Genomic DNA, 19,818 nt, shown 5'->3' with positions numbered 1-19,818 from the left:
TCCGGCCGGGAGCGGGCGCGCCCGGCCGGATGGTCGGTTCAGCCGCGGCTCACGGCTTCGGCGTGATCTTGTAGGCCAGGGTCTCCTGGTCGATGCGCGGCGTGAAGTCGAGCATGTCGGCCTTGGCGGCCCACACCGTCTGCAGCTGCACGGTCGGGATCAGGATGCGCTCGTTCATGGAGATCTCGGTGACCTGCTCGAACAGCTCCGCGCGCCGGTCGTCGTCGAGCTCGGCCGCGGCCTCCTGGATCAGCGCGTCGAGCTCCGGGTTCGAGTAGTCCGCGCGGTTGAAGGCGCCGAGCCCGACCTCGGGATCATTGGTGTGGACGAGCGAGCCGTAGGTGTAGGAAGCCTCGCCGGTGAGCGTGCCCCAGCCCGACATCCACATCGAGTATTCCTTCCGCGAGACCGCGGGGAAGAACACCGTGCCGTTGAGCGCCTCGGCGCGCACCGTCAGGCCGGCGCGGGCCCACATCTGGCCGAGCGCCTCGCACACCGCGGCGTCGCCGGGCAGGCGGTTGTTGGTGCATTGGAACGGGATCTCGAAGCCGTCCGGATAGCCGGCCTCGGCGAGCAGCGCCTTGGCGCGCTCGAGGTCGTACACGCGCTCGGGCAGGTCCATGCTGCCGCCGAAGAAGTGGGGCGGCATCAGCTGGTTGGCGGGCTTGCCGAGGCCCTCGAGCACCACGCGCACCAGCGCGTCGCGGTTGATGGCGAGGTCGAAGGCCTCGCGGACGCGGGCGTCCTGGAACGGGTTCTCGTCGATCTCCTGCCCGTCGACCCGCACCTTGATCGGCAGCTCGTCGGCGAAGCTGAAATAGATGTCGAGGATGTAGACGCTGTCGCCGATGAAGGTCTCCAGCGAGGAATCCCGCTGCATGGCCGCGTAGTCGGTCGCCGGCACGTAGTTGATCATGTCGACCTGGCCGGACTTCAGCGCCGCGACGCGGGCCGGGTCGTTGGGGATCTCCTTGCGGACGACGGTCTCCCACTGCGGGGCCTCGCCCCAATAGTCCTCGAAGCGCTCCATCACCAGGTCGCCCTTCGGCTCCCAGGAGACGAGCCGGTACGGGCCGGTGCCGATCGCCGCCTCGCCGGAGTTGAACTCCTCGTTGCGGGGCTCCATGCCGATGTCGTCCTGCACGACGAAGAGACGGATGAAGTCGTTCGGCAGCGTGGGCGCCGGGCCGTTCGTCTTCACGTGCAGCGTGTAGTCGTCCACCACGATCGCCTCGGCGACACGCTTGGTGTAGATCGTCATGCTCATCGGCCCGGTGACGACCGGGATCCGCTCGATGGAGAACTTGACGTCGTGCGCGGTGAGCTCGGTGCCGTCGTGGAATTTCACGCCCTCGCGGATCTTGAACTCCCAGGTCGTATCGTCGACCGGGGTCCAGGAGGTGGCGAGCGCCGGCTCGAGCTGGAGGTTCTCGTCGACCCCGACCAGCGTGTCGAAGATGTGCCGCAGCGCTTCCGCGTGGCTGCCGAGCGTCGACCAGTGCGGATCGATCGACTCCGGCCCGGCGCGCACGCCGAGCGTCAAGGTCTGAGCCTCGGCCACGCTGGTCAGCGCGGTTGCGGCCATGAGCCCGGCGGCGAGCGCGCCGGCGAGCGCGAGAGACTTCGTCATCCGCATCCCCTCTTGATTTGGTGATTGTTTTCCGTCCAGACTGTTCTAGACGGATATGACAGTAGGCAGCGCGAAGAACGAGTGTCAACCGCCTCGTCAGCCGTCGTCGGGAAGGAAGTGCGGCCATGGCCGGTAAGCGTACCAGCGCGATAGAACGCAGCGATGTCCCGGCACCGATCTCGCGGCCGGTCTCCCGACTCGTGGCGGCGCTCGACCGGGGGCTGCCGATCCCGCTCGGAGTGCAGCTGCGCGGCCTCGTAGAGTACGGCATCGCGTCCGGCGAGCTGAAGCCCGGAGACCGGCTTCCGTCCGTGCGCGAATGCGCAGAGGAGGCGGGCATCGCGCCGATGACCGTGTCGAAGGTCTACGACGAGCTGCGCGAGGCGGGCCTGATCGCGACGAAGCCCGGCGCCGGCACCTACGTCGCCGAGATCGCCCCCGGCGGGCTCGAGCGCATGCGCGCGCTGCGGCGGCTCCAGAGCCGTGCCGAGGCGCTTTTCGCCGAGGCCGAGGCCGCCGGCCTGAGCGCTGCAGACGTGGCGAATCTCGTCTCCGCCCGTGCGGCGCGGGGCGCCCCGCGGGGGCTCGCGCTCCTGTTCGTCGGCGTCTTTCCCGATGCGACGCGCGGCTATGCCGAGCATCTCGCGCGCCACCTGGAGCCGCGCGACCGTGTCGACGCCGCGACGATCGACGATCTGCGCGCGGGCGCCGTCGCGGCGGCGGACTACGACGTCGTCGTGTCGCTGGTCCACCGCCGGGGCGAGGTCGAGGCGCTGGTCGGCCCGGGCCTTCCCGTCGTCGGCCTGTCGGTCATTCCCTCCGAGGAGACTCGCGCACGGCTCGCCGCCATCGATCCGATGGCGCGGGTGGGCATGGTCTCCGTCTTTCCGGAGTTCGTGCCCATCATGAAGCCCGGCGTGCTGCGCTTCGCCCCCGACGTCGCCGACGTCGACATCCGCCTGCTCGACGACCCCGACCTCGACGTGCTTCTGCGCGGGGTCGACGTGCTGGTCTACGCCAGCGGGGCCGAGCTGGCGCTGCCGCGCCTGCCCCGCGGGGCCGTGGCCATCGAGTTCCGCCACGTTCCCAGCCCGCACGCGGTCCGCGAGACGCTCCTGCCTCTGGTCGAGGAGATGCGCGCGGGCCTCGCCAGGGACAACGCCACTTGAAGAACGACGCGCCGTGAAGGAGAACGCGACTTGAAGATCGCCGAGACCAACTGGATGCAGGTGGAGGACTACCTTCGCCGCGACGACCGCTGCGTGGTGCCTCTGGGCTCCACCGAGCAGCACGCCTACCTGTCGAACTGCGTCGACGCCATCCTGTCCGAGCGCATCGCGCTCGAGGCGGCCGAGCCGCTCGGGGTGCCTGTGTTCCCGGTCCTCGCCTACGGCGTGACGCCGTACTTCGCGGCCTATCCGGGAACGGTGTCGCTGCGGCTCGCGACCTATCTCGCGGTGGTGCGCGACGTGCTCGACAGCCTCGCCCGCACCGGCTTCCGGCGCATCCTGCTGGTCAACGGCCACGGCGGCAACAGCCCGGCCCAGACCGGCGCGATGGAGTGGATGACCGACAACCCGGAATGCCGGGTGCGCTTCCACAATTGGTGGTCCGCGCCGCAGACCATGGCGAAGGTGAAGGAGACCGACCCGCTCGCCTCCCACGCCTCCTGGATGGAGAACTTCCCCTGGACCCGGCTCGCCGGCGTCGCCGCGCCCCCCGAGCAGAAGCCCATGGCCGACATCGAGCGCATGCGCAGCCTGCCCGCGATGCGCGCCCGCGAGATCCTCGGCGACGGCAATTTCGGCGGCCTCTACCAGCGCCCCGACGCCGACATGCTGGCGATCTGGGACGTCGCGACCGCCGAGACGCGCGCGCAGCTCGAGGGGGACTGGGCATGACCGGTCCCGTCCTGATCTGGGGCGCGGGCGCCATCGGCGGCGTGCTCGGCGCCTATCTCGCCCGCGCCGGCGAGGACGTGCTCCTCGTCGACATCGCGGCCGACCACGTCGCGGCCATGAACCGCGACGGGCTCTCGATCGAGGGCCCGGTCGAGACCTTCACCCAGGCCGTGCGCGCGGCGACGCCGGAGGAGGTCGAGGGAACCTTCACCCGGGTGTTCCTCGCGGTGAAGGCGCACCACACGAGCGACGCGATCCGCGCCATCCGCCCGCACCTGGCGGAGGACGGCTATGTCGTCTCCGCGCAGAACGGGCTCAACGAGCTCGTCATCGCCGAGGAGATCGGCGTCGAGCGCACCATCGGCTGCTTCGTCAACTACGGCGCGGACTGGCTCGCGCCGGGGCGCGTCCTGCTCGGCAACCGCGCCACCGTCGCGGTGGGCGAGCTCGACGGCCGGGAGACCGACCGCGTGCGCGAGGTCCATCGCCTGCTCTCGATCTACGAGCCACAGGCGGTGCTCACCGACAACATCTGGGGCTATCTCTGGGGCAAGCTCGGCTACGGCGCGATGCTGTTCGCCACCGCGCTCACCCCGGCCTCGATGACCGAGAACTTCGCCAGCGCGCGCCACTTCCCGGTCTTCCGCGCGCTGGGCTGCGAGGTGATGGCGGTGGCGCAGGCCAAGGGCGTGCGCCCGCTCGGCTTCAACGGCTTCGACCCCGCAGCCTTCGCGCCGGGCGCGCCCGAGGAGGCCGCCCGCGCCTCCGTCGCGGCGATGGCGGACTTCAACAGCCGCACCGCCAAGACCCATTCCGGCGTCTGGCGCGATCTCGCCGTGCGCAAGCGCAAGACCGAGGTCGACGCGCAGATCGCGGTGATCGCCGAGGAGGCGCAGGCCGCCGGCATCGCCACGCCGGCCATCGGGCGACTCGTTGCGCTGATCCACGACATCGAGGACGGCCGCCGCCCGCAATCCTTCGACACTCTGGACATGTTGCTCGACACATGCACATCGACCTCTCGACCCGCCGCGTAGCGGTCACCGGCGCGGCCCAGGGCATCGGCCGCGCCGTCGCGCGCGCCTTCGCCGCCGAGGGCGCGCGCGTCCACGCGCTCGATCGCGACCCCGACGGCCTCGCGCTGCTCGAGGCGGACGGCGTCGCCACCGCGAGCCTCGACCTCGCCGACCGCGCCGCCGTGCAGGCGGCGTTCGCCGCCGTCGCAGCGGAGGGCGACGGGATCGACACCCTCGTCTGCTGCGCCGGCGGCGTGCGCGGGCAGGTGGCGCGCCCGCTCGAGGAGATCGACGAGGCCTCCTGGCGCGTGCTGTTCGAGGCCAATGTCGAGAGCGCGCTCTGGTGCGCCCAGGCCGCCGCGCCGGCCATGAAGGCCGGCGGCTTCGGGCGGATCGTCACGATCTCCTCGGGCGCGGGCCTGCGCCCGAGCCTCACCGGCATCCAGGCCTACACGGCGGCGAAACACGCGCTGGTGGGGCTCACCAAGCAGCTCAGCCAGGAGCTCGGGCCGCACGGCATCACGGTGAACAGCGTCGCGCCGGGCTTCGTGCTGTCGAACCCCGCCACGCAGCGACAATGGGAGAGCTACGGCCCCGAGGGCCAGAAGCGGCTCGTCGAGAGCATCCACACACGCCGGCTCGGGCGCCCGGAGGACATCGCGGACGCGGTGCTCTTCCTCGCGTCGGACCGGGCGTCCTGGATCTCGGGCCAGATCCTGTCCGTCGACGGAGGGCGCTCGTGAGCGCGCCCTTCGCCGCGGGCACGCCCGAGCGAGAGCGCCTGGAGCGGCTCCTCGCCATCCCCTCCGTCAGCGCCGACCCGGCCTCCGGGCCGGCGATGGGGCAGGCCCGCGCGCTCCTCGCCGGCTGGCTCGCAGCCATCGGCTTCGAGGGCATCGTCGAGCTCGACGGCGGCGGCCATCCGGCGCTCTATGCCGAGTGGCTGCACGCCCCGGGCAAGCCGACGCTCCTGGTCTACGGCCATTACGACGTCCAGCCGCCGGATCCGCTCGACCTCTGGGAGAGCCCGCCCTTCGTCGCGACCGAGCGCGACGGGCGGCTCTACGCACGGGGCGCCTCGGACGACAAGGGCCCGGTCGCGGCGGCTCTATTCGCGCTGGAGCGGCTGATGGCCGAGACCGGCGGCCTGCCGGTCAACGTCAAGATCCTGCTCGAAGGCGAGGAGGAGGTCGGCAGCCGCACGCTCGGCGCGCTGCTCGAGCGCCACCGCGAGCGGCTCTCCGCAGACGCATGCCTCTCCGCCGACGGCGCGCGGTGGCGCCCCGACCTGCCGACGGTCAATGTCGGCACGCGCGGCATCGCGGCCCTCGAGTTTCGGGTGCGCACCGCCGCCAAGGACCTGCATTCGGGTCGCTACGGCGGCATCGCGCCGAACGCCGCGCAGGTCGCGGCGCGGCTCGTCGCGAGCCTGCACCGAGAGGACGGCGCGATCGCGGTCACAGGCTTCAACGACGACGTGACCACCCCGGATCCGGTCGAGCGGGCGGCGGCACAGGCGTTTCCCTTCGACGCCGACGCCGTGCTCGCCGAGGTCGGCGCGGTTCCCGCGGGCGACGCGGCCTTCGCGCCCATCGACCGTCTCTGGTTCCGGCCGACGCTCGAGATCAACGGGATCTTCGGCGGCTACGACGGGCCGGGCTCGAAGACCGTGATCCCCGCGCGGGCCGGGGCGAAGATCACCATGCGCCTCGCGCCGGGCCAGGACCCGGCGCGCTGCCGCGACCTGGTCGAGGCGCATCTGATCCGGCACTGCCCGCCGTTCGCGACGCTGTCCGTCCACCACGAGGAGGGCGGCGTGGAGGCGACGCGGCTCCCCTCGGAGCACTGGCTGCTCGCGGCCGTGGAGGAGACCGTGGCGATACAGGCCGGCCGGCGGCCTCTGCGCATGCGCATCGGCGCGACCTTGCCGATCACGGCGCTGTTCGCGCGCATCCTCGGCATCGAGACGGTCATGTTCTCCTGCTCCACGGCGGACGAGGACTTCCACGCGCCCAACGAGCACATCCGCCTCTCCGGCCTCGCGGACGGCGTCGCCGGCTGGCGCGACGTGCTGGAGCGGCTCGGCCGCGCGCCGTGGCCGGGATGACGAGCCTGGCCGCGCCGGCGACGCCGCAATCGACCCTGCGCGGGGCGATCCTGCTCGTGTGCGCCGCGCTCGCCTTCACGCTGGAGATCGTGCTCGTGCGGCTGACCAGCCCTGCGGTCAGCCAGATCGACATCGTGGTCTTCCGCGCCGGCGCGCAGCTCCTGTTCGCGACGACGTGGCTCCTGGCCACGCGCGGCCCCGCGGGCTTTCGCACGTCGCGGCCGGGGCTGCACGTGGTGCGCGGGCTGCTCAGCCTGTTCTGCTGGGCCTTGTACTACGCGAGCTTCGTGCGGCTCGAGATCGCGCTCGCCACCGTGCTCACCTTCACGACCTCGCTCTTCGTCGTGGCGCTGGCCGGGCCGGTGATGGGCGAGACGGTCGGGCGCGCGCGGGTCGCGGCGACGCTCATAGGCTTCGTCGGCGTGGTGATCGCCTCGGGGCTCGGCACCGTGGGGTTCGAGCCCGCGGTGCTCCTGGGGCTCGCCGCCTCGCTCGGCGGCGCGGGGATCGTGCTGATGAACCGCCGCCTCTCGGCGAGCGAGCCGACGCCCACCATCATGGCCTATATCGGCATCGTCACGGTCGCGGGCAGCCTGCCCGTGGCGGCTCTCGACTGGAGCGTGCCCGTGGGGCGCGACCTCCTGCTCCTCGTGCTCATCGGCGGCGTCGGGACGCTGGGCATGTGGCTGACGATCGAGGCCTACCGGGTGGGCGAGGTCTCGGCGCTCGCGCCCATCCCCTATGTGCGCCTCGTCTTCGCGACGCTGGCGGGCTTCCTCGTCTTCGGCGAGGCGCCCGCGTCCGTGTTCTGGATCGGCGCGGGGCTGATCGTCGCGAGCGCCCTTCTCCTCCATGCCCGTCGCCCGCGGGCGACGACGAAGACGGAGCCCCGATCATGACCGACACGCCCGAGGACCACGGCGACCTGCAGCCCTGGCAATGGCCCGAGCCGCGCTGGCGCTCCGCCGTCGAGCAAGCCGTCGCGACCGTCCTCAGCGCCCGGTGATGCCGGGGAAGGCGATGAGGACGCCAACCGCGACGATCTGCAGGGCGATGAAGGGCAGGAGCGCGCGGAAGATCTCGCCGAGCGTCATGTCCGGCGGCGCCACCGATTTCAGGTAGAAGGCGGCGGGCCCGAAGGGCGGCGAGAGGAAGCTCACCTGCATGTTCATGGCGAAGAGCACGCCGAACCAGATCGGGTCGTAGCCGAGCTCGATCACGATCGGCACGAAGATCGGCACCGTGAGGAGGGCGATGCCCACCCAGTCCAGGAACATGCCGAGCACGAACAGGATCAGCATCATGAAGAGGATGATCACGATCGGCTCCTCGGAGATGCCGGTGATCAGTCCCTGAACGAAGCGCAGGCCCCCCATCAGGTTGAAGACGCCGACCAGCGCGGAGGCGCCGATGCCGATCCAGACGATCATGCCCACGGTGGCGAGCGTCTGGGTCGCTGCGCCCATGATCAGCGTGCGCGAGAACTCCCCGCGCACCACGGTGGCGAGCGTCACGCCGAGAACACCGATGGCGGAGGCTTCCGTCACGCTGGCGAAGCCGCCGTAGATCGAGCCGAGCACCATCACGACGACGAGGAGCGGCAGCGAGACGCCGATCAGGAGCCGGTTGCGCTCGGTCTTCGAGACCGCGCCGGGCTCCGGGACCGGCGCGACCTTCGGGTCGAGGTAGGCGCGCACGAGCACGTAGGCGACGTAGAACGAGGCCAGCATCAGTCCCGGCAGGAAGGCGGCGGTGAACAGCCCGCCGATCGAGACGTTCGCCGAGAGCCCGTAGATGATCAGCACGATCGAGGGCGGCACCATCGTGCCGAGTGCCCCGCCGGCGCAGCACACGCCGATGGCGAGGCTGCGGTCGTAGCCGAGCCGCAGCATCTGCGGCAGGGCGATGACGCCGAGCAGCACCACCTCGCCGCCGATGATCCCCGACATCGCCGCGAGCACGACCGCGACGACGAGCGTCTGGATGGCGACGCCGCCGCGCAGCCGCCCGCCGATCAGGCGCATGGCGTCGAACAGGTCGCGCGCGATGCCGGAGCGGTCGAGGATCGCCGCCATCAGGACGAACATCGGCACCGAGGCGAAGACGAAGCTGTTGACGAAGGAGAAGATCCGGCTCGCGATCAGCGGCACCGCCATCGGGCCGAACCAGCCGAGCGCGAAGATCAGCGCGACGAGCAGCGTCACGAAGGCGAGCGGCATGCCGGTGAGCAGCAGTGCCATCAGCGCGCCGAACATGAGCAGCGTCGCCGTCTCGATGCCCATGGCCTTGAAGTCGGGGAGGAAGCCGAGCAGGTCCAAGCCTCACCGCCCCCGGGCGTAGTTGATCGCGAGCACGGCGAACTGCAGCGCCATCACGATGAGCACGACGAAGAGGAAGACCTTGAGCAGGCCCGGCGTCGGCGGGTTCCAGGCCGAGCCCGACGTCTCCAGGCGGAACGCTCCCGCGGGCGTCCAGATCGCGCGGCGCACGACCTGCCAGGCGGCCCAGGCGAAGATGGCGGACGCGACCGCGTTGGCGATCGAGATCGCGACGTTCAGGATGCGTCGCGCGCCCGGCTGCAGGGCGTCGTAGATGAGCACCACCCGGATGTGCCTGTCGCGCGCGGCGACCAGCAGGCCGCCGTAGACGAAGGTGATGGCGGTGAGGAAGATCACCGTCTCGTGGGCCCAGATCGTGGGCGCGTTGAAGACGTAGCGAAGCGCGATCTCCATCACGAGGACCGCCGCCGATGCGATGATGGCGAGCGAGAACAGGGTGGAGAGCGCGTTGATGCCCCGGCCGAGAAGCCCCGCCGCGGGGATCGCGTCGGGCTCCTTGCGCGGTGCGTCGGCCGACGGAGGCTGGTCCATCCGGGCCACCTTTCACGGAACTCGGAAGGCCGGGGCCGCGGCGCGACGGCGCGCCGCGGCGGGACAGCCGGCCTCACTCGGCGGTGAGCAGGCCCACGTCCGTGAGGTGCGTGGTCAGCGCGTCGAACACGCGCTGGGCGTTCTCGGACTGCTCGGCGACGTTGCTCCACTCGCGGACCGCGATGGCGCGGAACTTGGCGCGCTCCTCGTCGGACCAGTCGTGGATCGTGATCTCCGGGTTGGCGCGCGCCTCGGCCACGGCCTTCTGATCACGCAGGGCGAGCTGGGAGGTCATGTCCCGGGCGAAGTCGCGCACGGAGACCTCGAGGATCGCCTGCAGGTCGGCCGGCATCGAGTCCCAGGTCGCCTTGTTCATCGAGACCTCGATGAGCGGCAGCGAATGGAAGCCCGGATAGACCGGATGCGGGGCGACGTCGTGCAGGCCCTGCGCCTGGTTCGTCGAGAACACGGTATAGTCGGCCGCGTCGATCACGCCCTTGTCGAGGGAGGTGAACACCTCCGACCCGGGCAGGTTCACCGGTGCGGCGCCCGCGGCGGCGAAGACGTTCTGCACGAGGCCCTCGGGCGCGCGCAGCTTCAGGCCCTGGAGATCCTCGACGCCGTCGAGGGGCACCTTGGAGACGAAGGACTCGAGGCCCGGCGTCGTCGCGCCGATGAACTGGAGGCCGTAGGGGTTGAGGAGCTCGTTCATCAGCTCCTTGCCGCCGCCGTATTCGACGAACTGGAGCATCTGGTCCGGCGAGCTCCAGGCGCCGACCGGGTTCGCGATCAGGCCGAAGGCGGGGTCCTTGCCGGTGAAGTAGCTCGTGTCGGTGACGTGTCCGTCGATGATGCCGGCAGCCACCGCGTCCTGCGTCTCGGTGTGCTCGACGATCGAGCCGACCGGGAGCATCTCGATGGTGACGCGCCCGCCCGACATCTCGGCGACGCGCTCCGCCCATTCCTGCTTGAGCACGAAATTCGGGTTGCCGGCGGGGTCGGACGACTGGAAGCGCAGCGCGAAGTCCTGGGCCGCGGCTTCGGGGACCGCGAGGCCCGAGGCGATCACGACCGCGGCCGCGCTGGATGCGAGCAATTTCTGAGCGTAATTCATCGACAGTTCCTCCCTAGCTTCTTATCTTTGCTCTCCTGGAGTGCCATGGCGGCGAGCGGATCGTCAACGCCCCGGCTCTGTGACCGATCCAGGGCAGCGCGTGAAATCGGCGGCCCGGGTCCGGTGGTGCGCGGACGCGCGCAACGGTTCACGCCGGCCGCCGGTCGACGGCGCCGCCGTGGACGAACACGTCCTTTCCGCCGCCCTCGGACTCGATGAAGCCGTTGCCCTTCTCGGGGGCGGACCCCTCGACGGTGCCGGTGGGCACGATCGTCTCCTTTCGCTCTCCCGTGCCGAACGCGCGACGGACCGTCCCGTTTCAGGTCCGCTCCGTGCAATCGTCGTGGAGCGCGCGGCTGATCTCGTTCCACGGCGCCAGCCCGCCGTCGGTGACGTCCAGACGGTCGATCAGCCGGGCGCGGTCGTCGGGGGCGAGCAGGTCGAGAACGTCGACGACCCGCGACAGCAGCCGAGGGGCCATGACGTTCGTGCAGGCGTTGTTGTCGAGCCCGCCTCCGGGGCGAGCCGGCGGGCCTCGTCGAGGCGACGCTAGCGGTAGCGCAGCAGGGCGCGGGTGAGGACGGGCAGGCGCAGGTTCGAGTAGGGGAAGATGAACAGCTCGTCCCACGTGGCGTGGCCGCGATAGGCCTCGCCGTGCCGGCCCCGGGGCGGCACGCCGACGTGGCGGTCGACCGAATGGCGGGACGCGGTCTGGAGCAGGTGGAAGACGCTCCCGGTCGTCACGCCATCCCGAGCGCCTGCATGTAGAGCTCGAGGATCGCCTCCTCCTCCTGGCGCTCGGACGCGTCCTTCTTGCGGATCCTGAGGATCTGGCGCACGGCCTTGGCGTCGAAGCCGCGGCCCTTCAGCTCGGCGAAGACGTCCTTGATGTCGGACTGGATGCCGGCCTTCTCCTCCTCGAGCCGCTCGATGCGCTCGATGAACTGGCGCAGCTCGTCGGCGGCTACCCCGGAATCGGCGACGTCGGCGACCATGGCGATGTCCTCTCGTGATGAAGGCGGGCGAGGCGTGCCGGTGCCGGCACGCGAGACGAGGCGGTTGCGATAGAGAACCGCGGGGCCTCTGGCAAGGGCGCGAGAGCCACAGGCGCCGGCGCCCGCGCGTCGCGCCTCAATGCTCGCCCTGCGCCTTCTCGAAGGCCGCCTTCTGCTCCGGCGTCGCCTCCCCCTGGTGCTTCGCCTTCCAGGCGTCGTAGGGCATGCCGTAGACCGCCTCGCGGCTCTCGTCCTTGGAGAGCGCGACGGCGCGCTCGTCGGCGGCGTCCTTGAGCCAGTTCGAGAGGCAATTGCGGCAGAAGCCGGCGAGGTTCATCAGGTCGATGTTCTGCGCGTCGGGGCGCGAGGCCAGGTGGGCGAGGAGGCGGCGGAAGGCCGCGGCCTCGAGCTCGGTGCGGGTCGCCGGGTCCAGGTCTGAGAAGCGCATGCCGTCGGTCCTCGATGGCGTGGATCGGATCTCGTCCTCGGAGAGCGCGACGGCGCGCTCGTCCGTGGATGAGACGTCGTGCCCACGATATGGCGGATGACCCCGCGCCTGAAAAGGCATAAGGAAGGAAACAGAACCTTCGAGAAGCGCGCATAGCGCTCGGGTGCGGGAGGGACCGATGCGAGCAGGGACGACCGACGCCGCCGCGCGCCGCGCGCTCGCCGCGCGGATTTTCGACGCCGCCGTGGCGCGTGCGCATCCGCAGACGTGCCTGCCGCCGCACCTGCCGCCCGCGCCCTCCGCCGGACGCATCGTCGTTCTCGCCACGGGAAAGGCCGGCGCGAGCCTCGCGGCGGCCGCCGCGGCGCACTACGCGGAGGCGGGCGTCGCTCCGGGGCGGATCGGCGGGCTCGCGGTGTGCCGCCACGGCTACGCGCAGGACGCCGGCCCGATTCGCGTCGTCGAGGCCGGGCACCCGATGCCCGACGAGGCGGGCGTCGCGGCCACGCGCGAGACGCTGCGGCTCGCCCGCGAGGCGGGACCCGACGACCTCGTGCTCGCGCTGATCTCGGGGGGCGGCTCGGCCAACTGGATCGCGCCCGCGGGCGACCTGACGCTCGCCGACAAGCAGGCGGTGACGAGGGCGCTCCTGCGCTGCGGTGCCTCGATCGGCGAGATCAACTGCGTGAGGAAGCGCCTCTCGCTGATCAAGGGCGGGCGCCTCGCCGCGCTCGCCGCCCCCGCGCGGCTCGAGGCCTTCGCCATCTCGGACGTGCCGGGCGACGACCCCGCCACCATCGCGTCGGGCCCGACGGTGCCCGACCCGACGACGAGCGCGGATGCCCGCGCCGTCGTCTCCAAGTACGGCCTCGCGCTTCCCGACGCCGCGCGCCGGCTCCTCGACGATCCCGCCAACGAGACGCCCAAGCCCGGCGATCCCTGCTTCGCCCGCACGCGCTTCACCGTGATCGCCCGCCCCGCCGAGGCGATCGAGGCCGCAGCCCGGGCCGCCGGCGCCGCAGGCTACGAGCCGATCGTGCTCGGCGCGGACGTCGAGGGCGAGGCGCGCGAGGTCGCCCGCGCCCACGCCGCCCGCGCCCGCGCCGAGAAGGCGGCGGGGCGGCGCGTCGCCATCCTGTCCGGCGGCGAGCTCACGGTGACGATCCGCGGCGCGGGGCGCGGCGGGCCGAACCAGGAATATGCGCTCGCCCTCGCGCTGGCGCTGGAGGAGACCCCCGGCATCGCCGCGCTGGCGGGGGACACCGACGGAACCGACGGCGGGTCCGGCGCGTCCTCGGACCCGGCGGGCGCCTTCGTCGACGAGACCACCCTGGCGCGCGCCCGCGCGAAGGGCCTGGACGCCGCGCGGTTTCTGGACGAAAACGATTCAACGGCCTTCTTCGAGACCCTTTCCGATCTGCACGCCCCCGGCCCCACCCGCACGAACGTCAATGACTGCCGCATCATCCTCGTCGACTGAGCGGCGCGTCCGCGCGCGCGCCGCACGCCTCCTCGCCGCATGCGCCCTGGCGTCGCTCGCCACGACGCTCGCGTCGCGCCCGGCGGCTGCGGATCTGCGCCTGTGCAACATGACGGGCTCGCGCGTCGGCATCGCCGTCGGCCATCGCGATGCCGACGGCTGGATCACCGAGGGCTGGTGGAACCTCGACCCGCGCGCCTGCGAGACCCTGCTGGAGGGTGCCCTCGCCTCGCGCTTCTACTATGTCTACGCGATCGACTACGACCGCGGCGGCGAGTGGGGCGGGCGCACGCAGATGTGCACCCGCGAGCGCGAGTTCACCATCCGCGGCGTCGAGGACTGCCTCGCCCGCGGCTTCGACCGAAACGGCTTCTTCGAAGTCGACACCGGCCAGCAGCGCAGCTGGACCATCCAGCTCACCGATCCCGATAGACCCGGAGCCGCTCTGCGATGACGCGATCGAGACGCACCAAGATCGTCGCCACCCTGGGACCCGCTTCCAGCACGGTCGAGATGGCCTGCCGGCTGCACGAGGCCGGGGCGGACATGTTCCGCATCAACATGAGCCATCTCTCGCGCGACGACCTGCGCGCGCGCGTCGAGATGGTCCGGGAGGTGGAGGAGCGCGTTCGCACGCCCGTGCCGGTCCTCGTCGACCTCCAGGGACCGAAGCTGCGCGTGGGCACCTTCTCCGGCGACCGAGCGGAGATCATGGCCGGCGACCGGTTCGTCCTCGACGACGACCCGCGCCCGGGCGACGCGCACCGCGTCCACCTGCCCCATCCGGAGATCCTCTCCGCGCTCGAGCCCGAGCACGTCGTCATCATCGACGACGGCAAGCTGCGGCTCGTGGTCGAGGACGTCGTGCCCGGCAGGAAGGCCGTGACCCGCGTCGTCGTCGGCGGCACGATCTCGAACCGCAAGGGCGTCTCCCTGCCCGATACGCAGCTCCCCGTCTCCGCGATGACGCCGAAGGACCGCTCGGACCTCGAGGCGGCCATGGAGATCGGCGTCGACTGGGTGGCGCTCTCCTTCGTGCAGCGGCCCGAGGACATCGCCGAGGTGAAGAAGGTCACCCGCGGCCGCGCCCAGGTGCTCGCCAAGATCGAGAAGCCGCAGGCGCTCCAGCGCCTCGACGAGATCATGGAGATCTCGGACGCGCTGATGGTGGCGCGCGGCGACCTCGGCGTCGAGATGCCGCTCGAGCAGGTGCCCGGCATCCAGAAGCGCATCACGCGGGGCGCGCGACGGCTCGGCAAGCCGGTGATCGTGGCGACGCAGATGCTCGAATCCATGATCACCGCCCCCGTCCCCACCCGCGCCGAGGTCTCCGACGTCGCGACGGCGGTCTACGAGGGCGCGGACGCGGTGATGCTCTCGGCCGAGAGCGCGGCGGGCCAGTATCCGCTCGAGGCGGTGGCCACGATGGACCGCATCGCCACGCAGGTGGAGCAGGAGGAGCTCTACTGGACGATCATCGCCTCCCAGCAGGCCGAGCCCGAGGCGACCGGCTCGGACGCGATCGCTGCCGCCGCGCACCGCATCGCCGACACGCTGGGCATCAACGTGATCTGCGCCTGGACCTCGTCCGGCGCGACCGCGCTGCGCATCGCCCGCGAGCGGCCGAACTCGACGATCGTGGCGCTCACCCCGAGCCGCGGCGCGGCCCGGCGCGCCCAGCTCGGCTGGGGCGTCCACCCGATCATGACCCGCGACGCCCACGACGTCGACGACATGACCTTCCGCGCCTGCAAGTTCGCGGTGCGCACCGGCCTCGCCAAGGTGGGCGAGCGGGTGATCGTCGTCGCCGGCGTGCCCTTCGGGACCCCGGGGGCGACGAACATGGTGCGCATCGCGTTCGTGAAGCAGGAGCATGCCGACGCGGCGTGAGGCTCGGCCGGGGCCGTCGGGCGCGCCGTCCGAGCCGCTCGCGCCTCAGCCGCGCTCCGCCACCGGCGTCGCCACCGGCTGCGGCGCGCGCTGGAACTCGATGCCGCACTGCTTGCGCGTCGAGACCTGCTCGATCGCGTCCATCTCGCCCTTGAGGCGGGCGAGCTCGGCCGCCTGAGCGCCGTCGCCGCGCACGAGGAACGCCGCCGGCCAGAACAGGACGAGGCTCACGCCGGTCGCCACGGCGTCGTTCGAGGCGCGCTGGTTCTGTGCGCCGGTCGCCGCGACCGCGCGCGAGGAGACCCGCGCCGCCTCCTCGCGGAGCTGGTCGCACGTGTAGCTCTCGTAGGTCAGCGGCGAGACGTAGGCCGCCGTGACGTCGTTCGCACGAGAGGCGCAGCCCGCCAGCGCGGCCGCCACCATGATCGCAATCGGGATACGCATGTGCCGCCCACCCCCAGATAGTCCAATGTGGCGGCAATGTGGCACACCACCGCTGGTTCGTCGATGCGAGTCGCGTGAAAGGTGTCGGGGATGTTGCGGATGCCGCCTTCGCAGGCGAGCGCCGACCGCCGCCCTCAACGCCCGCTTAACCCTACCCGCGCCTCACCCGTACCCGCTGAGACTTTCCTAACGCCCCCTCCCCCCTAATCCCCGCGGCCCAGCACCGGGGAGGCATCATCGTGCCGTCGAGCGTCGCCGAGAGCGAGACACCGCGCTATTCCTTCGTCATTCCCATCTTCGACGAGGAGCTGGCGCTGCCGATCCTGTTCCACCGGCTCGGGCAGCTGACGGACGCACTGGACGGGCCGGCGGAGGTGATCCTCGTCGACGACGGCTCACGGGACCGCTCCGGCATCCTCGCCGCCGGCAAGGCCAAGGACGACCCGCGCTGGCGCTACCTCGCGCTGTCGCGCAACTTCGGGCACCAGATCGCGATCACCGCCGGCATGGACGTCGCCCGCGGGGACGCCGTCATCGTGATGGACGCGGACCTGCAGGACCCGCCGGAGGTCGTGCACGACCTCATTGCCAAGTGGCGCGATGGCTACGAGATCGTCTACGCCCAGCGCGTCTCGCGCGCCGGCGAGAGCCGGCTGAAGCTGTGGACGGCGAGCCTGTTCTACCGGCTGCTCGCGCGGCTCACCCGCGTCGAGATCCCGCGCAACGTCGGCGACTTCCGGCTCGTGGACCGCAAGGCGGTGGACGCCTTCAAGGCGATGCCGGAGCGCGACCGCTTCGTGCGCGGCATGTTCGGCTGGATGGGCTTCCGCCAGGCGGCCGTGCCCTACCACCGCCTCGCGCGCGTGGCCGGCGAGACCAAGTACTCGATGCGCAAGATGATCCGCCTCGCCTTCGACGGCATCGTCGGGTTCTCGGACGCGCCGCTGCGGCTCGTGCTCTGGCTCGGGCTCGCGGTCTCGCTCGGGGCGCTGGGATACGGCGGCTGGGTCGTCGCGCTGAGCCTGCTCGACGCGACGCTGGTGCCGGGCTGGGCGTCGCTCGCCGTCATCCTGTCCTTCCTCTCGGGCATCAACCTGATCACGACCGGGGTGGTGGGGCTCTATGTCGGGCGCATCCACAACGAGGTGAAGGGACGGCCGCTCTACGTCGTCGGGCGCACCGTCAACCTCGGGGAAGCGCCGGGCGCCGGGGCGGCGCGCCCCCTGCGGGAGGTCGCCGGGTGAACGCCTCCTTCGACGCCTATCGCGAGAGCTACGAGGACGAGGTCGCCCGCTCGATCGCCTTCTCGGGCCTGTCGCACGACTTCTTCCTCGCGGCCAAGGCGGACTTCCTGGCGGGCCTCTTCGCGCGGCATTTCGGCGAGCGCGCGCCCGACCTGCTCGATGTCGGCTGCGGGGTCGGGCGGCTGCATCCGCTCCTCCAACCCCTCGTGAGCCGCCTCGTCGGGACGGACGTCTCGGCGCAGAGCCTCGCGCGGGCCCGGCAGGACAATCCCTTTGCCGAGTATCGCGAGGGCGACGGCGGGGCGCTGCCGGCGGAGGACGCCTCGGTCGACGTCGCGCTCGCGACCTGCGTCGTCCACCACGTGCCGCCGGCGTGCTGGCCGTCCTTCGTGGCCGACATGCGCCGGGTCGTGCGTCCGGGCGGGCTCGTCGTCCTGATCGAGCACAACCCGCTCAACCCCGGCACGCGCCTCGCGGTGGCGCGCTGCCCGTTCGACCACGACGCGGTGCTCCTCGGCGCGCGGCGAGCCCGCGCGCTGCTGGCGCAGGCGGGCTGCACGGCCGTCGAGAGCGCGCACATCCTCCTCGCCCCCACCGCCGCGCCGTGGGCGCGCGGGTTGGAACGGCGCCTCGCGCAGCTTCCGCTCGGCGCGCAATACGTCGCCTGGGGGCGCGCATGAGGGACGCCATCGCCGCCGCGGCGGGACGGCTCGCCCGCACGCCGCTCGTGCGGCTCCTCGCGGTGGGCGGCACGTCGACCGGCCTCTACCTCGCCCTCGCCTTCGCCGGAGAGGCGCGGCTCGGCCTGCCCGCCGCCGCCGCCTCGATCGGCGCCTACGCCGTCGCGGCGGTGTTCTCCTATCTCGCCCATCGCGGCTTCACCTTCCGCTCGCGGCGCCCGCATCGCGAAGCCGCCTGGCGCTTCTCCCTGCTGACGGCGGCCGGGTGGGGTGCAGCGCTGGCGATTCCGGTCGTGCTGACGGGCGCTTTCGGCGCGCCGCCGCTCGCGAGCTTCCTCGTCGTGGCGATCGCTATCCCCGCCGCGAACGCGCTCGCCCTGTCGCGCCTCGTCTTCGCCCGCGCGCTGACCACGCCCCACTCCCGCTAGGCGACGCCCCATGCAGACCACGAGCCCCGCCTTCGTCGCCGCCGACCGGCCGCTGCCGCTCGGTCTCGACAAGACGCTCCTCTACCCGGCCCTCGCCTTCGCCGCGTGCCTCCTCGTCGAGCTCCTGCGTGCGCCGCTGCTCCTCGCCGATCCCGACACGCAGTGGCACGTCACGATCGGGCAGCACATCCTCGCGACGGGGAGCTGGCCGCGCACCGACCTGTGGTCGCACACGTTCGCCGGCGAGCCCTGGATCGCCAAGGAATGGATCTCGCAGGTCCTGCTCGGCGGTGCGCATCTCGCGGCGGGCTGGCCGGGCGTCGCGTTGCTCGCCGCGCTCGCCATCGCCGTCAAGGTCTCGTGGCTGATGGCTTTCCTGATGCGCCGCCTGGAGCCGCGCGTCGCGCTCCTCGCCTTCCTCGCGGGCGTGTTCCTCGTCATGCACGGCTCGCTCGCGCGCCCGCACATCCTCGCCCACCTGCTGATGATCGGCTGGCTCGTCGGCGTGACGCGGGCGGTCGAGCGCGGGCGCGCGCCGCCCCTCGCACTAGCGCTCCTGATGATCCCGTGGGCGAACATGCATGCGAGCTTCCCCCTCGCGATCGGCCTCGCGGGCCTGCTCGGCCTGGAAGCGCTCGCGCGCGCCGCCGCCGCCGACAGGATGCGGCTCGCGCTGTCGTGGGCCGGTTTCGGGCTCCTCGCCGTCGCCGGCACGACCGTGACGCCCTACGGGGCGACGCCGCTCCTGGTCGCGATCTCGGTGTTCGAGGCCAAGGAGGCGGTGCTCTACATCGGCGAGTGGCAGCCCCTCGATCTCTTCGGAAAGCACTGGTTCGTGCTGCCGGCCTTCGCGGGGGCGGCGCTCGCGGTCGGCGCGATCGCCGTGCGCGACCCGCGCGCAGGGCTCGTGCGCGGCGCCATCGTCCTCGTGTGCGGGTACCTGGCGCTCCAGCATCAGCGCTTCGTGCCGGATTTCGCGATCGTGGCGCTCGTCGTGCTCGCCGATCCGCTGGCACGGCTGTGGCCTCGGCTCGCGGCGCCCCCGCGCACAGCCCCGTCGCGCGCTGCACGCCTGGCGGTCGGCGGCGTCCTCGCCGCGGCCCTCTTCGCGGCCCTCCTGCTGCCCCGCACGCCGATGGCGCCGCACCCGCGGGTGACGCCCGTCGCGGCGCTCGACGCGGCGCGCGCGGCGGGCGTCGCGGGCACGCCGGTCCTGAACGACTACCTGCTCGGCGGCTTCCTCATCGGCGAAGGCGTCCCGACCTTCATCGACGGGCGGTCCGACCAGCTCTTCCTGGGCGGATTCATGCACGAGTCGATGCGCGTCCTGGAGGCGCCGGACTCCGCCGCGCTCACCGCGATGGCGGACCGCTACGCGGTCGGCTGGGCGCTCACCGCGACGGACACCCTCCTCGACCGCCGGCTCGCGGACGCCGCCGGCTGGCGCGAGATCCACCGGGACGGCGACGCCGCCGTCTTCGTGCGCGAGCGCCCCTGACGCCGCCACGCCTCCGACCGGCAGCCCGCTCCGCGCCCGCCCCGGCTCCCCCGGGGCGGGCGTACGCGTTCGC

At 72.0% G+C, this 19,818-nt stretch carries 23 protein-coding genes; 13 read left to right on the top strand and 10 right to left on the bottom strand.

The window, feature by feature from the left end; all coding sequences use genetic code 11:
* Positions 1–49 precede the first annotated feature (49 nt).
* Entirely contained in the window at positions 50–1,630 is a 1,581-nt protein-coding gene (locus G407_RS0110725; RefSeq protein WP_043539546.1) for an ABC transporter substrate-binding protein, read from the bottom strand.
* 125 nt (positions 1,631–1,755) lie between these two features.
* On the opposite strand from G407_RS0110725, the gene G407_RS27070 reads away from it, so the two are divergent.
* Genes G407_RS27070 through G407_RS0110695 form a run of 6 tightly spaced genes read left to right on the top strand, consistent with a single transcriptional unit; the run spans position 1,756 to position 7,553 of the window.
* Positions 1,756–2,799: a GntR family transcriptional regulator gene (locus G407_RS27070; protein WP_084327454.1), complete on the top strand. Its 1,044-nt coding sequence runs from the start codon at positions 1,756–1,758 to the stop codon at positions 2,797–2,799.
* A 30-nt stretch (positions 2,800–2,829) separates the two neighbouring features.
* Entirely contained in the window at positions 2,830–3,531 is a 702-nt protein-coding gene (locus tag G407_RS0110715; protein ID WP_029030793.1) for a creatininase family protein, read from the top strand.
* Positions 3,528–4,568: a ketopantoate reductase family protein gene (locus tag G407_RS0110710; protein WP_029030792.1), complete on the top strand. Its 1,041-nt coding sequence runs from the start codon at positions 3,528–3,530 to the stop codon at positions 4,566–4,568. The genes G407_RS0110715 and G407_RS0110710 overlap by 4 nt, the downstream gene beginning before the upstream one ends.
* Positions 4,538–5,290, top strand: a complete 753-nt coding sequence (locus G407_RS0110705) for an SDR family NAD(P)-dependent oxidoreductase (protein ID WP_029030791.1) — start codon at positions 4,538–4,540, stop codon at positions 5,288–5,290. Before G407_RS0110710 ends, G407_RS0110705 begins: the two co-directional genes overlap by 31 nt.
* Positions 5,287–6,654: a M20/M25/M40 family metallo-hydrolase gene (locus G407_RS27065; protein ID WP_043539489.1), complete on the top strand. Its 1,368-nt coding sequence runs from the start codon at positions 5,287–5,289 to the stop codon at positions 6,652–6,654. Before G407_RS0110705 ends, G407_RS27065 begins: the two co-directional genes overlap by 4 nt.
* On the top strand, positions 6,651–7,553 hold the full coding sequence (locus G407_RS0110695) for a DMT family transporter (RefSeq protein ID WP_029030790.1): 903 nt from the start codon (positions 6,651–6,653) through the stop codon (positions 7,551–7,553). The genes G407_RS27065 and G407_RS0110695 overlap by 4 nt, the downstream gene beginning before the upstream one ends.
* 93 nt (positions 7,554–7,646) lie before the next feature.
* Here the strand turns inward: G407_RS0110695 and G407_RS0110685 are convergent, their stop codons facing one another.
* The 8 genes from G407_RS0110685 to G407_RS0110650 form a co-directional block, all read right to left on the bottom strand.
* The gene (locus G407_RS0110685; RefSeq protein WP_052341236.1) at positions 7,647–8,936 is read right to left on the bottom strand and encodes a TRAP transporter large permease; all 1,290 of its coding nucleotides are present in this window, start codon (positions 8,934–8,936) and stop codon (positions 7,647–7,649) included.
* 39 nt (positions 8,937–8,975) lie between these two features.
* The gene (locus G407_RS0110680) at positions 8,976–9,524 is read right to left on the bottom strand and encodes a TRAP transporter small permease subunit (RefSeq protein ID WP_029030788.1); all 549 of its coding nucleotides are present in this window, start codon (positions 9,522–9,524) and stop codon (positions 8,976–8,978) included.
* A gap of 73 nt (positions 9,525–9,597) precedes the next feature.
* Positions 9,598–10,638, bottom strand: coding sequence for a TRAP transporter substrate-binding protein (locus G407_RS0110675; RefSeq protein WP_029030787.1), 1,041 nt, complete (start codon positions 10,636–10,638; stop codon positions 9,598–9,600).
* A 148-nt stretch (positions 10,639–10,786) separates the two neighbouring features.
* The gene (locus G407_RS31050; RefSeq protein WP_156917549.1) at positions 10,787–10,906 is read right to left on the bottom strand and encodes a cold-shock protein; all 120 of its coding nucleotides are present in this window, start codon (positions 10,904–10,906) and stop codon (positions 10,787–10,789) included.
* Positions 10,907–10,957: 51 nt separating this feature from the next.
* On the bottom strand, positions 10,958–11,119 hold the full coding sequence (locus G407_RS31725) for a Clp protease/crotonase-like domain-containing protein (protein ID WP_156917548.1): 162 nt from the start codon (positions 11,117–11,119) through the stop codon (positions 10,958–10,960).
* Between the two features lie 68 nt (positions 11,120–11,187).
* Positions 11,188–11,382 carry a hypothetical protein gene (locus tag G407_RS0110660; protein ID WP_029030786.1) on the bottom strand — a complete coding sequence of 65 codons (195 nt, stop codon included), beginning with the start codon at positions 11,380–11,382 and terminating at the stop codon, positions 11,188–11,190.
* Positions 11,379–11,633 carry a DUF2312 domain-containing protein gene (locus G407_RS0110655; protein ID WP_029030785.1) on the bottom strand — a complete coding sequence of 85 codons (255 nt, stop codon included), beginning with the start codon at positions 11,631–11,633 and terminating at the stop codon, positions 11,379–11,381. The genes G407_RS0110660 and G407_RS0110655 overlap by 4 nt, the downstream gene beginning before the upstream one ends.
* A 136-nt stretch (positions 11,634–11,769) precedes the next feature.
* Complete coding sequence (locus G407_RS0110650; RefSeq protein ID WP_043539488.1) at positions 11,770–12,081, bottom strand: DUF1244 domain-containing protein; 312 nt, start codon at positions 12,079–12,081, stop codon at positions 11,770–11,772.
* Positions 12,082–12,259: 178 nt separating this feature from the next.
* Between G407_RS0110650 and G407_RS0110645 the strand changes: the two genes are divergently transcribed.
* Genes G407_RS0110645 through pyk form a run of 3 tightly spaced genes read left to right on the top strand, consistent with a single transcriptional unit; the run spans position 12,260 to position 15,451 of the window.
* Positions 12,260–13,561, top strand: a complete 1,302-nt coding sequence (locus G407_RS0110645) for a glycerate kinase type-2 family protein (protein ID WP_029030783.1) — start codon at positions 12,260–12,262, stop codon at positions 13,559–13,561.
* Entirely contained in the window at positions 13,533–14,015 is a 483-nt protein-coding gene (locus tag G407_RS0110640) for a DUF1036 domain-containing protein (protein WP_084327452.1), read from the top strand. Before G407_RS0110645 ends, G407_RS0110640 begins: the two co-directional genes overlap by 29 nt.
* Positions 14,012–15,451, top strand: a complete 1,440-nt coding sequence (gene pyk / locus G407_RS0110635; RefSeq protein ID WP_029030781.1) for a pyruvate kinase — start codon at positions 14,012–14,014, stop codon at positions 15,449–15,451. The genes G407_RS0110640 and pyk overlap by 4 nt, the downstream gene beginning before the upstream one ends.
* 45 nt (positions 15,452–15,496) lie before the next feature.
* Here the strand turns inward: pyk and G407_RS27060 are convergent, their stop codons facing one another.
* Positions 15,497–15,895 (bottom strand): hypothetical protein, encoded by a 399-nt coding sequence (locus tag G407_RS27060; protein WP_043539487.1) that lies wholly within the window; start codon positions 15,893–15,895, stop codon positions 15,497–15,499.
* Positions 15,896–16,128: 233 nt separating this feature from the next.
* Here G407_RS27060 and G407_RS27055 point away from each other — a divergent pair, with 233 nt between their 5' ends.
* Genes G407_RS27055 through G407_RS27050 form a run of 4 tightly spaced genes read left to right on the top strand, consistent with a single transcriptional unit; the run spans position 16,129 to position 19,745 of the window.
* Entirely contained in the window at positions 16,129–17,139 is a 1,011-nt protein-coding gene (locus tag G407_RS27055; protein WP_052341222.1) for a glycosyltransferase family 2 protein, read from the top strand.
* Positions 17,136–17,819 (top strand): class I SAM-dependent methyltransferase, encoded by a 684-nt coding sequence (locus tag G407_RS0110620; RefSeq protein WP_029030780.1) that lies wholly within the window; start codon positions 17,136–17,138, stop codon positions 17,817–17,819. Before G407_RS27055 ends, G407_RS0110620 begins: the two co-directional genes overlap by 4 nt.
* Entirely contained in the window at positions 17,816–18,247 is a 432-nt protein-coding gene (locus G407_RS0110615) for a GtrA family protein (protein ID WP_052341221.1), read from the top strand. Before G407_RS0110620 ends, G407_RS0110615 begins: the two co-directional genes overlap by 4 nt.
* Positions 18,248–18,257: 10 nt before the next feature.
* Positions 18,258–19,745 (top strand): hypothetical protein, encoded by a 1,488-nt coding sequence (locus tag G407_RS27050; protein WP_052341220.1) that lies wholly within the window; start codon positions 18,258–18,260, stop codon positions 19,743–19,745.
* Positions 19,746–19,818: the final 73 nt, after the last annotated feature.

Origin of the sequence: Salinarimonas rosea DSM 21201, from assembly GCF_000429045.1 — a bacterium.
GTDB classification, from domain to species: Bacteria; Pseudomonadota; Alphaproteobacteria; order Rhizobiales; family Beijerinckiaceae; genus Salinarimonas; species Salinarimonas rosea.
This window is presented reverse-complemented; position numbering and strand designations above follow the sequence as displayed.